Genomic DNA, 14,181 nt, shown 5'->3' with positions numbered 1-14,181 from the left:
GGAGCTGAATAAAAATGGATAATTTACTTTCAATGGAATACTTAAATACGACTGAAATTTACGATCTAATACAACGTGCGAGCGCTTTTAAAAATGGTAACGCGCAGCCAGGATGTTTTGAAGATAAATTTGTCGCTAATCTATTCTTTGAAAATTCCACACGTACAAAAAGTAGTTTTTTAGTAGCGGAACAAAAATTAGGACTAAAGTTAATAGATTTTGAGACAAGTACATCATCCGTTCAAAAAGGTGAATCATTGTATGATACTTGTAAAACGCTGGAACAAATTGGCGCCAATGTGTTAGTTATTCGACATTCACAAACAACTTATTATGATGAATTAAAGCATTTAAATATACCTATCATCAATGCTGGAGATGGTAGCGGACAACATCCGACACAAAGTTTACTAGACCTCATGACAATTTATGAAGAATACAAGACTTTTGAAGGTTTGAATGTACTTATCTGTGGTGATGTCAAGAACTCACGTGTAGCGAAAAGTAATTACCAAAGTCTAACAGCATTAGGTGCGCATGTCATGTTCTCTAGTCCAAATGAATGGAAAGATGAAACATTAGAAGCACCTTATGTTGATATTGATGAAGTGATCGATCGAATCGATATTGTCATGTTGTTAAGAGTCCAACACGAGAGACATGAGGATAGTGAAGTTACTAGCTTTGAAGTGAGTCAATATCATGAAAATTTTGGTTTAACGCAATCACGTTATGATTTATTGAAAGATCGAGCAATTATCATGCATCCTGCACCAGTAAATCGCGGTGTAGAAATTGAAGATACATTAGTAGAAGCACCGAAATCACGTATTTTTAAACAAATGGAAAATGGTATGTATATACGTATGGCAGTTATAGATCATATCTTACAAACGGAAGGGGCAACAGCAAAATGAAATTATTAACAAATGCAAAAATCTTAAAAAATGGTGAATTAACGACGGTATCGATTTTAATTGAGGGACAACATATTAAAAAAATCGCACCACACATTGATGATACATCAGAGACTGAAGTCATAGACGTTAAAGGACAATTCGTTTCGCCAGGATTAGTTGATGTCCATGTCCATTTACGTGAACCAGGCGGTGAACACAAAGAAACAATAGAAACGGGTACGAAAGCAGCGGCGAGAGGTGGATTTACTACAGTATGTCCAATGCCGAATACGAAACCTGTGCCTGATTCAGAAGAAAATCTGAATCGCTTAAACCAATTAATTGAAGAAAATGCACAAGTAAGAGTATTGCCATATGCAGCAATCACAGTTAGACAGGCTGGGAAAGAACACGTGGATTTTGAAACACTTGCTAACAACGGTGCATTCGCATTTACAGATGATGGTGTTGGTGTACAACAAGCTAGCATGATGTACGAAGCTATGCAAGCGGCTGCAAAAGTAAATAAAGCAGTTGTTGCACATTGTGAAGATAACAGTTTAATATACGGCGGAGCGATGCACGAAGGTCAGCGTAGTGAAGCGTTAGGTATACCAGGTATTCCAAATATATGTGAAGCAGTACAAATCGCGAGAGATGTTTTACTGGCAGAAGCAGCAGGCGCACATTATCATGTATGTCACGTATCTACAAAGGAAAGTGTCAGAACAATTAGAGATGCTAAAAAGGCAGGCATTCATGTAACTGCTGAAGTCACACCACACCATTTATTATTAACAGAAGATGATGTACCAGGTGATGATGCTATTTATAAAATGAACCCGCCTTTAAGAAGTAAAGAGGATAGAGAGGCATTATTAGAAGGTTTATTAGATGGCACGATTGATTGTATAGCTACGGATCATGCACCACATGCAGCAGAAGAAAAGAATCAGCCAATGACGAAAGCACCATTTGGTATAGTTGGAAGTGAAACAGCGTTCCCATTACTATACACTCATTTCGTTAAAAATGGAGATTGGACACTTCAACAATTGGTAGATTATTTAACAATCAAACCTGCACAAACATTTGATTTACCTTTTGGAAGATTGGAAGAAGGTTATTTAGCAGATTTAACAGTCATTAACTTAGAAGAAGAAAGCGAAATTAAAGCAGAAGATTTTGCATCTAAAGGAACCAATACACCATTTATCGGTTACAAAGTTTACGGTACACCCGTATTAACAATGGTTGAAGGCGAAGTTAAATTTGAGGAGGAAAAATAATGTTGAAAAAACGTTATCTCGTATTAGAAGATGGTTCATATTATGAAGGTTATCCAATAGGTTCAGATCAATTAACATTAGGTGAAATTGTATTTAACACAGCTATGACTGGTTATCAAGAAACAATTTCAGATCCATCATATACTGGTCAAATTATTACATTTACTTATCCATTGATTGGTAATTATGGTATTAACAGAGATGATTTTGAAGCACTTGTTCCAACGTTAAATGGTGTTGTAGTGAAAGAAGCGAGTCGCCAACCAAGTAATTTCAGAAAGCAAAAGACATTCCATGAAGTATTACAAGAATATGATATACCAGGTATTTCAGGTGTAGATACACGTAGCATTACACGTAAAATAAGAAACCATGGTGTATTAAAAGCAGGTTTTACAGATGAAAAAAGTGAAATTGATTCAATGATTGCAAAGCTGCAATCCGTTGAATTGCCGCGAAATGAAGTCACAACTGTTTCTACTAAATCACCATATGTTTCTACAGGTTATGGACTTAGCGTCGTACTAGTAGATTTTGGAAAAAAACAAAACATAGTTAGAGAATTAAACGCGCGTGGTTGTAATGTAACTGTAGTGCCTTATGACACTTCAGCAGAAGCGATTATTCGTATGTCACCTGATGGTGTTATGCTGTCAAATGGCCCAGGTGACCCTGAAGAAGTCCATGTAGCTGTTGAAATGATTAAAGGCATTTTAGGGAAAATACCATTTTTTGGTATTTGTTTAGGACATCAATTATTTGCATTATCACAAGGTGCTACGTCATTTAAGATGAAATTTGGTCATAGAGGGGCTAACCATCCGGTTAAAGATTTAAAAACTGGAAAGATAGCTTTAACAAGTCAAAATCATGGTTATGCCATTGACAAAGCATCTCTAAAAAATACTGACCTAGAAGTGACACATATTGCAATTAATGATGATACGGTTGAGGGCTTGAGACATAAATCATTACCAGCTTTTTCAGTACAATATCATCCAGAAGCATGTCCAGGACCATCAGATTCAAACTACTTATTCGATGAATTTATAGACATGATAAATGAATATAAAACAAAGGAGCTTACAAATAATGCCTAAACGTCAAGATATAGAAACCATTTTAGTAATAGGATCAGGACCAATTATTATCGGTCAAGCTGCAGAGTTTGATTATGCTGGAACTCAAGCTTGTCTTGCGTTAAAAGAAGAAGGATACCGCGTCATTTTAGTGAATTCCAATCCTGCAACAATTATGACGGATAACGAAATTGCAGATAAAGTTTATATTGAGCCTTTAACACATGACTTCATCGCACGTATTATACGTAAAGAACAACCAGATGCATTATTACCTACACTTGGTGGCCAAACTGGTTTGAATATGGCGATTCAGTTGCATGATAGTGGTGAACTAGAAGCGAATAATGTAAAACTATTAGGTACTGAATTGGAATCAATTCAACAAGCGGAAGATAGAGAGTTATTTAGAACACTTATGAACGATTTAGGCGTACCAGTTCCTGAAAGTGATATCGTTAATACAGTTGAACAAGCTTTTGCTTTTAAAGAAGAAGTGGGTTATCCACTCATCGTTAGACCTGCATTCACAATGGGTGGCACAGGTGGCGGTATTTGTCACAATGATGCAGAATTCAAAGAAATTGTAACAAACGGTCTACATTATAGTCCGGCAACACAATGTCTAATTGAAAAATCAATTGCAGGATTTAAAGAAATAGAATATGAGGTTATGCGTGATAAAAACGATAACGCAATCGTAGTTTGTAATATGGAAAATATTGACCCTGTCGGCATACATACAGGTGATTCAATCGTTGTTGCACCAAGCCAAACACTATCAGATGTAGAGTATCAAATGTTACGTGATGTATCATTGAAAGTTATTCGAGCGCTCGGTATAGAAGGTGGATGTAATGTGCAATTAGCATTAGACCCACACTCATTAGATTATTATATTATTGAAGTGAATCCACGTGTTTCAAGATCATCTGCATTAGCTTCAAAAGCAACGGGCTATCCGATTGCTAAATTAGCAGCTAAAATCTCTATTGGTTTAACACTAGATGAAATGTTAAATCCGATAACAGAAACATCCTATGCAGCATTTGAGCCAACTTTAGATTATGTAATTTCTAAAATTCCTCGTTTCCCATTTGATAAATTCGAAAAAGGAGAACGTGTCTTAGGAACTCAAATGAAAGCAACTGGTGAAGTAATGGCAATTGGTAGAACATATGAAGAATCACTACTAAAAGCAATTCGTTCCTTAGAATATGGTGTACATCACTTAGGATTACCTAATGGTGAAACATTTGATTTAGGTTATATTAAAGAACGTATTCAAGACCAAGATGATGAACGTTTATTCTTTATAGGTGAGGCAATTCGCAGAGGTACTACATTAGAAGAAATACATGAAATGACAAAAATAGATTACTTCTTCTTAAATAAATTCCAACACATCATAGATATTGAACACGATTTGAAATCAAATAAAGGTGACATTGATTATTTAAAATTCGCAAAAAATTACGGTTTTAGTGATAGAGTAATCGCACATCGATTCGATATGACAGAAGAAGAAGTGTACGATTTAAGACAACAAAACGGCATTATACCAGTGTATAAAATGGTAGATACATGTGCTGCAGAATTTGAATCTGCTACGCCTTATTATTACGGCACGTATGAATATGAAAATGAATCTGTAGTCACAGAGAAAGAAAAAATTCTTGTCTTAGGTTCAGGACCTATTAGAATTGGACAAGGTGTAGAATTTGATTACGCCACTGTACATGCTGTATGGGCGATTCAACAAGCGGGCTACGAAGCGATTATAGTTAATAACAATCCAGAAACTGTTTCGACCGACTTTTCTATTTCGGATAAATTATACTTTGAACCATTAACTGAAGAAGATGTCATGAACATTATAGATTTAGAGCAACCTAAAGGTGCCGTTGTACAGTTTGGTGGGCAAACGGCCATTAACTTAGCCGATAAACTAGCGAAACATGACGTGAAGATTTTAGGAACATCATTAGAAGATTTAAATAGAGCAGAAGACCGTAAAGAGTTTGAAGCGTTATTACACACGATTGATGTACCACAACCTAATGGTAAAACTGCAACGTCACCACAAGAAGCATTAGAAAATGCACGCAGTATTGGCTATCCAGTCGTCGTCAGACCTTCTTATGTATTAGGTGGTCGCGCTATGGAAATCGTTAATAGTGATGCAGAATTAGAAGACTATATGAATCAAGCAGTTAAAGCAAGTCCAGACCATCCGGTATTAGTCGATAGATATTTGACAGGTAAAGAGATTGAAGTAGATGCGATTTCTGATGGTGAAACAGTGATTATACCAGGTATTATGGAACATATTGAAAGAGCGGGAGTCCATTCAGGTGATTCCATTGCTGTTTATCCACCACAAACGTTAACGCAAGAAGAAATGACAACATTAGAAGACTTTACGATTCGTTTAGCAAAAGGCTTAAACATTGTTGGTTTAATTAACATTCAATTTGTAATTGCGCATGATGGTGTATATGTATTAGAAGTGAATCCACGTTCGAGTCGTACAGTACCATTTTTAAGCAAGATTACGAATATTCAAATGGCACAGTTAGCTATGCGTGCAATCATAGGTGACAAGCTAGTGGACTTAGGATATCAACCAGGCATCCAACCGTATACAGAAGGTGTCTTTGTGAAAGCACCCGTATTTAGCTTTAACAAATTGAAAAACGTCGACATCACGTTAGGACCTGAAATGAAGTCAACAGGTGAAGTGATGGGTAAAGATGCAACTATGGAAAAAGCACTGTTTAAAGGTTTAACAGCTAGTGGGATGGAAGTTAAAGATCATGGTACGGTCTTGATGACAGTCAGCGATAAAGATAAAGATGAAATTGTCTCTATTGCACAACGATTAAATGAAGTAGGATATAGAATCTTAGCAACACAAGGTACTGCACGAAAATTAGCCGAGAATAATATACCTTCAGAAGTAGTAGGAAAAATTGGTGGCGAAGATGATTTACTGACGCGTATACAAAATGGAGAAGTACAAATCGTTGTGAATACGATGACCAAAGGTAAAGAATTCGAACGAGATGGTTTCCAAATTAGACGCGCCTCCGTAGAAAATGGCGTGCCTTGTCTAACATCATTAGATACGGTTGTTGCATTAACACGTGTAATTGAAAGCATGACATTTACAATGAAAAATATGTAGTAATGAATAAGGAGAGAAATGTCACAACAATGAACAATCATTGACTTTGTGATGGATTAGATAAGATGAAATAAAAAAGGTTAGGATGTAGAGCTAGATGAAAAACTTGCCAATTATTGCTTTAGATTTTGATTCAACAGAAGCTGTAGATCAGTTTTTAGACCAATTTAATGAACCACTATTCGTGAAAATTGGAATGGAACTCTTTTATCAAACTGGACCTCAACTGATTGCTTCAATAAAGGATAGAGGACATGACATTTTTCTTGATTTAAAATTGCATGATATTCCTAATACGGTTGGCAAAGCAATGGAAGGCTTAAGCAAATTAAATATCGATCTTGTGAATGTGCATGCGGCAGGTGGTACAGAAATGATGAAACAAGCCTTGAACGGTTTGCAAAAACACAACCCCGATATTAAATTAATTGCAGTTACTCAATTGACGTCAACAACTGAAACGATGTTGCACAAGGAACAAAACATTCAAACTTCAATTGAGGAGGCTGTTTTGAACTATGCAACTTTAGCACAATCATCAGGTTTGGATGGCATCGTATGTTCACCACTAGAAGCAGAATTAGTGAAAAATGAATTAGGTAATGACTTTTTAAAGGTAACACCTGGTATCAGACCAAAAGATGCTAGTTCAGACGACCAAAAACGTATTACAACACCAGAAGATGCTAAAGAATTAGGTTCAACACATATTGTTGTTGGAAGACCAATCACCAAAAGTGAAAACCCAGTAGCAAGTTATCATAAAATCAAAGAAAGTTGGTTAGGTTAATATGGCTAAAGCAATTGCAAAAGCATTATTAGAAATTGAAGCAGTATCACTATCCCCGAATGATCCATTTACTTGGAGTTCTGGTATAAAATCACCAATTTATTGTGATAATCGTGTAACACTTGGATATCCAGAAGTACGTCAACATATTAGAGATGGACTGTGTGACTTAATCGAAACATATTTTGGAGACGTGGAAATAGTTTCAGGTACTGCCACAGCTGGTATACCCCATGCTGCGTATGTTTCTGAAAAATTAGCTTTACCGATGAATTATGTTCGTTCTAAAAGTAAGAGTCATGGCAAACAAAATCAAATTGAAGGTGCTTTAAGTAAAGGAAAAAAAGTAGTTGTTATTGAAGATTTAATTTCAACGGGTGGTTCATCAATTACCGCAGTCGAAGCTTTAAGAGAAGCGGGGGCAGATGTTATTGGTGTCGTAGCTATCTTTACTTACGGTTTAAAAAAAGCAGATGAACAATTCAAACAAGCGCAAATGCCATTTTATACATTAAGCAATTACAATGAATTAATTGATGTTGCAAAAGAAAATGGAGAAATTTCTGATAATGATATTAGGTCTTTAGTTGATTGGAGAGACAACTTGTCATAATATACTAAGTGGAGGGGATGTTATGACAAAAGACCCGAAAGAAGCTTATAATCATTTCGCACATTTGAATAAATTTTTGAATAAAAATGAAGATTATAGAGACCAAAACACATCAGATATTGATTACGAAATGTTAAAGCAAAAATCAGAAGAAAATATATATAAAAAATCTAAATCAACTATAAAGCAAAAAGGGCATATTAAATAATAAGCCAAGCGAATAGACGATTTAAGTTAACAACATGTCAAATAAGTAGGGGCTAACCAAATTTATTTTATTAAATAAGTTTGATTAGCCCTATTTGAAATAAGAATGGGAACAACATTTATATTGATTATCATGAATTGTTGATTTCAATTATAGGTGCCCCGTACGTTATAAATTTTTTAATAGCGTATTAGCGGATCATTATTTTAATGATGATATAGCCTACAAGTAATACAAGGGCTGCAATAAGTAAAGGAATAATATAAAAAGACATGAACATTACCTCCAATGTAATTTAATTTCATTTTAACTATAGAAGTTAAAATGGTAAAAGAAAAAGCTATTAGTTTAAGTATAACAGTTAATAAGTATATTCATATGATATGCTTAGTTTACTAAAAAAAATTATTAAAGTATCAAATGATTTATAAACTATGTATTTAAGATCTATATACTTATTTTAAAATAAATTGTAAAAATAAGATATTAAAGCTTTGATATTTTGGTAAGAGGGGACTTGTATGCAAAAAATTCGACAGTTACTTAAAAACAATACAAAATATATGATCATTTGTCTTATTGGTTCTTTTATTAGTGCTATTGCAGTCAATTGCTTTATTCTAGGGTCAAATTTAGGTGATGGTGGCACCGTCGGCATGTCATTAGCGCTTAAGTACGCTTTCGGTTGGTCACCAGCACTTACATCTTTAATTATTAATACCCTCGTCATTATTGTTGGCTGGAAATTTTTAAGCACAAGAACGGCTATTTATACTGTGGTCGCTAATACTTCCATTTCTATATTTTTAGATTTAACTGAACATTGGAAGACAGGGGTAGATAATTTTGTAATTAATGCAACGTTTGGTGGTGTACTAGTCGGTGTGGGCATTGGGTTAGTTATTGCATCCGGTGGTGTTATAGGTGGTACATCAGTTATTGCAAAAATGCTTAATAAGTATTTTGATATTAAAACAGCACAGGGTATTTTTGTATTAGATGGTTTAGTCGTACTATCATTTTTATTTGTATTGCCACTCACGAACGTGCTATTTACAATTATAATGATTTTCATTACTGAGCGTGCAACCTCATTTATAATTGAAGGTTTTAATCCCAAAAAGGCAGTTACAGTCATTTCTAGTAAAAACGAAACGATTAGTGATAAAATCAACAGTTTCACAGGTAGAGGCTCTACGATACTAAACGGTAAAGGTGGTTATGGTAAACATGAGACAAGCATGTTATACGTTGTTGTGCCACAATCACAAGTAACAAGAGTTAAAAAGTTAGTAAATGAAGAAGACGAAAATGCATTTTTAGTGATTCATGATGTACGTGACGTACTTGGTAATGGATTTATTAACTTATCTTAAATTTAGAAATTTACGAACATAAAATGCATAAATTCGATTTTTGATAGTATATCTTTTATTCTAAAGTGTATAAAGGTTTAGGAGGTAGAATAATGGCAATACCTAAGATAACAACTTTTCTGATGTTTAACGGCAATGCAGAAGAAGCTATTAATTTATATGTTAATACATTTGAGGACGCTGAAATATTAGCGTTGGTAAGATATAGTGAAAGTGATGAAGAACCAACAGGCGCTGTTCAACATGCCATTTTTAGATTAAAAGATCAAGTATTTATGGCAATTGATAATATGAATGGGGTAGATATTGAGATGAACCCTGCAATGTCATTATACGTGACAGTTGATAGCGCAATTGAAATGGAGAGATTATTTAGTAAACTGAAAAGTGGTGGCGCCATTTTAATGCCAAAAACAGAAATGCCACCTTTTAGAGAATTTGCATGGATTCAAGATAAGTTTGGTGTTAATTTCCAATTAGCCTTACCTGAGAAAAATTAAATACTAATATAGAAGCGGGACGATGAAATCAACATTTCTAAAATTGATCTCATCGTCCCGCTTTTGTTTGTTATAGGATACAACCGTAATATTATATCGTATTTACTTTACTTTCATTTTTTGAATGTGATCATAATCGGGTGTTGCATAAAGTGTTTTTTGGTTATCATAAGTTACAAAACCTGGTTTTGCACCTGAAGGCTTATGCACGTGTTTAATTTCAGTAAAGTCAACTGGAATTTGAGCTGAACTACCTGCTTTTGAGAAGTAACCAGATAACATGGCCGCTTCTTTAATTGTTTCTTCACTCGGATCATCACTTAATATGACGACATGTGATCCGGGAATATCTTTCGTATGGAACCAAAGTTGATGTTTCTTAGCTAATTTATTCGTTAAATAATCATTTTGTTTATTGTTTTTACCAACCATGATTGTATCTCCATCTGTAGATACGTATTCTTGTAACTGCATAGTTTGTTTCTTTTTCTTCTTACTCTGTTTACGTTGTTTCATATACCCTTGCTCGGCTAATTCATCGCGAATGTCATCAATATCATTGACTGAAATATGAGCAAGTTGTTGTTCTATACTTTCAAAATAATTAATGTTTTCTTTGGTTAAATCGATTTGATGGTGCAATTCATGTTCTCTTGTCTTTAATTTATTATACTGTTTGTAATAATTTTGTGCATTCACTGCTGGTGCCTTTGTAGGGTTAAGCGGTATAGTGACTTCTTCACCAGTGTAATAATTTAAGGCTGTGACCGATTTGTCACCTTGTTTAATACGATAAATGTTAGCAGTGATAAGTTCCCCATACAATTGTTGTAATTCTTTTTCTTTTGTACCTTCTTGTTCATCAATCAATTTATTTAATTTATTTTGAAATTTATGCAATTGTTGTTGTACAAATTTCACTAAATCATTTGCACGTTGTTTTACACGCTCTCGCTCTCCACGTGCATCATAATAACGGTCTAATAAATCATGTAATGAGTCATATTCTGTTACATCATCATAAAATTGATTTAATTTCATAAAGTAAAAATCTTCTTTACCCGTCTCGTGATTTTTATGAAAAACGGGTGTAGGTGTATGGTTAATTTCATTGATGACTTCATCAAATGCTTCTGGTAACGTATCATTTGTCATAAATCGTTTGCGATTCACAATTTCATTTGTAATTAATGGACTAAAGCCTTCGAAATGATCAAGAAGTTGACGTGCAATTTTGCCCTTATTGAAATCGATATATTGTATGACTTTATTACCAGTTATTTCAAAAGGATTAATTTTATTTTGAGTTGGTGGTGTTTCATATTGAAAGCCAGGCATTACTGTGCGATATTGATTGGTATTCGGTGTTAAATGCTTAAAGCCTTCAATGATTTTACGCTGATCATCAACTAATATTAAGTTACTGTGTTTACCCATAATTTCTAAAATTATAGTTCTATATATTGTATCTCCAATTTCATCTTTGCTTTGAACATCAATTTCTACACGTCTATCATTCCCAATTTGTCTTACTGCTTTAACGATACCACCTTCTATATGTTTACGGAAAACGCGTGCAAACATGGGTGGATCAAATGGATTATCATATTTTTTATTTGTTAAATGCATTCTAGCAAAGCTAGGATGAATAGAAAGTAGAAGCTGATGATTTTTTCGGTTTTGTCGAATAACGACAAGAAGCGTGTCGTTTTCTGGTTGATTTATTTTATGGATTCTTCCGTCTACAAGAAATTGTAACGATTCCACCATTTTTCTTGTAAATAAACCATCATATGCCATTACTATCAGCCACCTTATTTTTAGTCATTCATCATATTGTAACATGGCATAAAGAAATGGTCATGACCAAAGTTTGTGCTGTTGGACGCTATACAACTAAATGAAAATTGTGGTATCATAGTTTAATAATAGAAGAATAGTTTAGAGAGGTAGTAAGTCATGGATAATGAGAAAGGTTTGTTGATTGTACTATCTGGACCTTCTGGCGTTGGGAAAGGTACAGTTAGAAAGAAAATATTTGATGACCCGTCCACATCTTATAAATATTCTATTTCGATGACGACACGTGATAAGCGTCAGGGTGAAGTCGATGGTGTTGATTATTTCTTCAAAGCAAAATCAGAGTTTGAAGAGTTAATAAAACAAGATCAATTTATAGAATATGCAGAGTACGTAGGAAATTATTATGGGACGCCTGTGCAATACGTTAAAGACACTATGGATCGTGGGCACGATGTATTTTTAGAAATTGAAGTAGAAGGTGCAAAACAGGTACGTAAAAAGTTCCCAGATGCATTGTTTATTTTTCTTGCGCCACCAAGTTTAGATCATTTACGTGAGCGCTTAGTAGGTCGTGGTACAGAATCCAGTGAAAAAATTCAAAGCCGAGTGCATGAAGCTCGTAAAGAAGTGGAAATGATGAATTTATATGATTATGTTGTAGTTAATGACGAAGTTGAGTTAGCTAAGCAACGTATTCAATCTATTGTTGAAGCTGAACATTTGAAGAGAGAACGTATAGAAGCAAAATATAGAAAAATGATACTGGAGGCAAAAAAATAATGTTACAACCACCATTAAACCAATTAACATCAAAAATTAATTCAAAATATTTAATTGCAACTACAGCTGCAAAACGTGCGCGTGAAATAGACGAGAAACCTGAAAGTGCATTATTAACAAAATACATTTCAGAAAAACCTGTTGGTAAAGCTTTAGAAGAAATTGCTGACGGTGAAGTTTTCCCAGACGAACTATTCTTAAAAACGTATTAATTAAAAAGCCTAGATATTGAATTTTATATAGCCATCTATGTGTTATTAAATGAATATCTTTCAAGTGCACACCATGCAGTCGCAAGGTGTGCTTTTTTTATTTAACTGATAAATTGTGTATAATGAACAGTAATCGAAAAGTTAATTTAATTATGAGGGACATACATTTTGATTTTCAATTATAAGAGACGTCACCCACGTCTGATCTAATTCAATCGAAGGAGAATGACTATATAATGAAACGAATATTACTTGCTGTTACAGGTGGTATAGCTGCATATAAAGCAATTGATTTAACGAGTAAACTGACGCAGGCTGGATTTGATGTCAGGGTCATGCTTACTGATCATGCTCAGGAATTTGTTACCCCACTAGCATTCCAAGCTATTGGGAGAAATCCCGTTTATACGAGTACATTTATAGAGCAAAATCCTCAAGAAATTCAACATGTTGCGCTGGGTGATTGGGCAGACGCAATTATCGTAGCGCCAGCAACTGCAAATACAATTGCTAAATTAGCAAATGGCATTGCAGATGATATGGTTACGTCAACGTTGTTAGCAACTGAAACGCCTAAATTTATTGCACCTGCAATGAACGTGCATATGTATGAAAATAAGAGGACACAACATAATTTAGCGACTTTAAGTTCAGATGGTTACTATTTTTTAGAACCTGGAGAAGGTTTTTTAGCATGTGGATATGTAGCGAAGGGGCGTATGGAAGAACCTTTACAAATTGTAGAGCGCATAAAGCAATACTTTAATGACATAAAACAAAAAGCTGTGCCAGCATCAAGTAGCTTTATTGGTAAACATGTATTAATTACTGCTGGACCCACTGTAGAAGAATTAGATCCAGTTCGTTTTTTATCAAATCGATCTTCAGGTAAGATTGGATACGCGCTTGCTGAATCTTTAGCTAAACGAGGTGCAGAAGTTACTTTAGTTTCAGGACCGACACATTTAACACCACCGAAGCATGTTGATGTAGTACACGTACAAAGTGCAGAAGAAATGTTCGAAGCGGTTCGAAGTCGTTTTGCTAAACAAGATATCGTTTTTAAAGCTGCTGCCGTGTCAGATTATGCGCCAGTAGAAATGTTGGACCATAAATTAAAAAAACAAGATGGTACTTTATCTGTAGAATTTAAACGTACACCAGATATTTTGAAATATTTAGGAGAACATAAAGAATCACAATACTTAGTTGGATTTGCAGCAGAAACACAAAATATTGAAGCTTATGCACAAAAAAAATTGCATAATAAAAATGCAGATGTGATTATTGCGAATAATGTTGGAGACCGTACGATTGGCTTTAGTTCCGATGACAATGATTATACGATGTATTATAAAAATGGAGACGCTATACCTTTAGGCAAACACAAAAAAGTCGAATTAGCTGAGCATATATTGAATAGTTTAGAAACAAGGTGGAAATAA

13 protein-coding genes are annotated in these 14,181 nt (G+C 34.5%); 12 read left to right on the top strand and 1 reads right to left on the bottom strand.

Annotated elements, in window-relative coordinates; translation table 11 throughout:
* Positions 1–14 precede the first annotated feature (14 nt).
* The 9 genes from ACP7BT_RS03280 to ACP7BT_RS03240 all read left to right on the top strand — a co-directional run bounded on the left by ACP7BT_RS03280 (position 15) and on the right by ACP7BT_RS03240 (position 9,941).
* Entirely contained in the window at positions 15–917 is a 903-nt protein-coding gene (locus ACP7BT_RS03280; RefSeq protein ID WP_041080422.1) for an aspartate carbamoyltransferase catalytic subunit, read from the top strand.
* A complete protein-coding gene (locus ACP7BT_RS03275; protein WP_041080423.1) occupies positions 914–2,188 on the top strand; it encodes a dihydroorotase in 1,275 nt (424 codons plus the stop codon). Before ACP7BT_RS03280 ends, ACP7BT_RS03275 begins: the two co-directional genes overlap by 4 nt.
* Positions 2,188–3,288 carry a carbamoyl phosphate synthase small subunit gene (locus tag ACP7BT_RS03270; protein WP_002483526.1) on the top strand — a complete coding sequence of 367 codons (1,101 nt, stop codon included), beginning with the start codon at positions 2,188–2,190 and terminating at the stop codon, positions 3,286–3,288. Before ACP7BT_RS03275 ends, ACP7BT_RS03270 begins: the two co-directional genes overlap by 1 nt.
* Positions 3,281–6,454: a carbamoyl-phosphate synthase large subunit gene (gene carB / locus ACP7BT_RS03265; RefSeq protein ID WP_041080425.1), complete on the top strand. Its 3,174-nt coding sequence runs from the start codon at positions 3,281–3,283 to the stop codon at positions 6,452–6,454. The genes ACP7BT_RS03270 and carB overlap by 8 nt, the downstream gene beginning before the upstream one ends.
* Before the next feature lie 97 nt (positions 6,455–6,551).
* Positions 6,552–7,244, top strand: coding sequence for an orotidine-5'-phosphate decarboxylase (gene pyrF / locus ACP7BT_RS03260; protein ID WP_002483524.1), 693 nt, complete (start codon positions 6,552–6,554; stop codon positions 7,242–7,244).
* A gap of 1 nt (position 7,245) precedes the next feature.
* Complete coding sequence (gene pyrE / locus ACP7BT_RS03255; RefSeq protein ID WP_002483523.1) at positions 7,246–7,857, top strand: orotate phosphoribosyltransferase; 612 nt, start codon at positions 7,246–7,248, stop codon at positions 7,855–7,857.
* Positions 7,858–7,879: 22 nt separating this feature from the next.
* The gene (locus ACP7BT_RS03250) at positions 7,880–8,065 is read left to right on the top strand and encodes a hypothetical protein (protein ID WP_002483522.1); all 186 of its coding nucleotides are present in this window, start codon (positions 7,880–7,882) and stop codon (positions 8,063–8,065) included.
* 521 nt (positions 8,066–8,586) lie between these two features.
* Positions 8,587–9,441 carry a YitT family protein gene (locus tag ACP7BT_RS03245; protein WP_041080426.1) on the top strand — a complete coding sequence of 285 codons (855 nt, stop codon included), beginning with the start codon at positions 8,587–8,589 and terminating at the stop codon, positions 9,439–9,441.
* A gap of 92 nt (positions 9,442–9,533) precedes the next feature.
* Positions 9,534–9,941, top strand: a complete 408-nt coding sequence (locus tag ACP7BT_RS03240) for a VOC family protein (RefSeq protein WP_011303306.1) — start codon at positions 9,534–9,536, stop codon at positions 9,939–9,941.
* Between the two features lie 102 nt (positions 9,942–10,043).
* On the opposite strand, the gene ACP7BT_RS03235 is transcribed toward ACP7BT_RS03240, so the two are convergent.
* On the bottom strand, positions 10,044–11,741 hold the full coding sequence (locus tag ACP7BT_RS03235) for an Rqc2 family fibronectin-binding protein (RefSeq protein ID WP_011303305.1): 1,698 nt from the start codon (positions 11,739–11,741) through the stop codon (positions 10,044–10,046).
* A gap of 159 nt (positions 11,742–11,900) precedes the next feature.
* On the opposite strand from ACP7BT_RS03235, the gene gmk reads away from it, so the two are divergent.
* The 3 genes from gmk to coaBC all read left to right on the top strand — a co-directional run bounded on the left by gmk (position 11,901) and on the right by coaBC (position 14,181).
* The gene (gene gmk, locus ACP7BT_RS03230) at positions 11,901–12,524 is read left to right on the top strand and encodes a guanylate kinase (RefSeq protein ID WP_002483518.1); all 624 of its coding nucleotides are present in this window, start codon (positions 11,901–11,903) and stop codon (positions 12,522–12,524) included.
* Positions 12,524–12,736 (top strand): DNA-directed RNA polymerase subunit omega, encoded by a 213-nt coding sequence (rpoZ, locus tag ACP7BT_RS03225; protein ID WP_002483517.1) that lies wholly within the window; start codon positions 12,524–12,526, stop codon positions 12,734–12,736. The genes gmk and rpoZ overlap by 1 nt, the downstream gene beginning before the upstream one ends.
* 236 nt (positions 12,737–12,972) lie before the next feature.
* The gene (coaBC, locus tag ACP7BT_RS03220; protein ID WP_041080427.1) at positions 12,973–14,181 is read left to right on the top strand and encodes a bifunctional phosphopantothenoylcysteine decarboxylase/phosphopantothenate--cysteine ligase CoaBC; all 1,209 of its coding nucleotides are present in this window, start codon (positions 12,973–12,975) and stop codon (positions 14,179–14,181) included.

The organism is Staphylococcus sp. Y174-1 (assembly GCF_049897865.1).
GTDB lineage: Bacteria > Bacillota > Bacilli > Staphylococcales > Staphylococcaceae > Staphylococcus > Staphylococcus saprophyticus.
This window is presented reverse-complemented; position numbering and strand designations above follow the sequence as displayed.

Coding starts and splice junctions, on each gene's coding strand:
- ACP7BT_RS03280 (WP_041080422.1), top strand. CDS start 15: ATGGATAATTTACTTTCAATGGAATACTTAAATACGACTGAAATTTAC.
- ACP7BT_RS03275 (WP_041080423.1), top strand. CDS start 914: ATGAAATTATTAACAAATGCAAAAATCTTAAAAAATGGTGAATTAACG.
- ACP7BT_RS03270 (WP_002483526.1), top strand. CDS start 2,188: ATGTTGAAAAAACGTTATCTCGTATTAGAAGATGGTTCATATTATGAA.
- carB (WP_041080425.1), top strand. CDS start 3,281: ATGCCTAAACGTCAAGATATAGAAACCATTTTAGTAATAGGATCAGGA.
- pyrF (WP_002483524.1), top strand. CDS start 6,552: ATGAAAAACTTGCCAATTATTGCTTTAGATTTTGATTCAACAGAAGCT.
- pyrE (WP_002483523.1), top strand. CDS start 7,246: ATGGCTAAAGCAATTGCAAAAGCATTATTAGAAATTGAAGCAGTATCA.
- ACP7BT_RS03250 (WP_002483522.1), top strand. CDS start 7,880: ATGACAAAAGACCCGAAAGAAGCTTATAATCATTTCGCACATTTGAAT.
- ACP7BT_RS03245 (WP_041080426.1), top strand. CDS start 8,587: ATGCAAAAAATTCGACAGTTACTTAAAAACAATACAAAATATATGATC.
- ACP7BT_RS03240 (WP_011303306.1), top strand. CDS start 9,534: ATGGCAATACCTAAGATAACAACTTTTCTGATGTTTAACGGCAATGCA.
- ACP7BT_RS03235 (WP_011303305.1), bottom strand. CDS start 11,741: ATGGCATATGATGGTTTATTTACAAGAAAAATGGTGGAATCGTTACAA.
- gmk (WP_002483518.1), top strand. CDS start 11,901: ATGGATAATGAGAAAGGTTTGTTGATTGTACTATCTGGACCTTCTGGC.
- rpoZ (WP_002483517.1), top strand. CDS start 12,524: ATGTTACAACCACCATTAAACCAATTAACATCAAAAATTAATTCAAAA.
- coaBC (WP_041080427.1), top strand. CDS start 12,973: ATGAAACGAATATTACTTGCTGTTACAGGTGGTATAGCTGCATATAAA.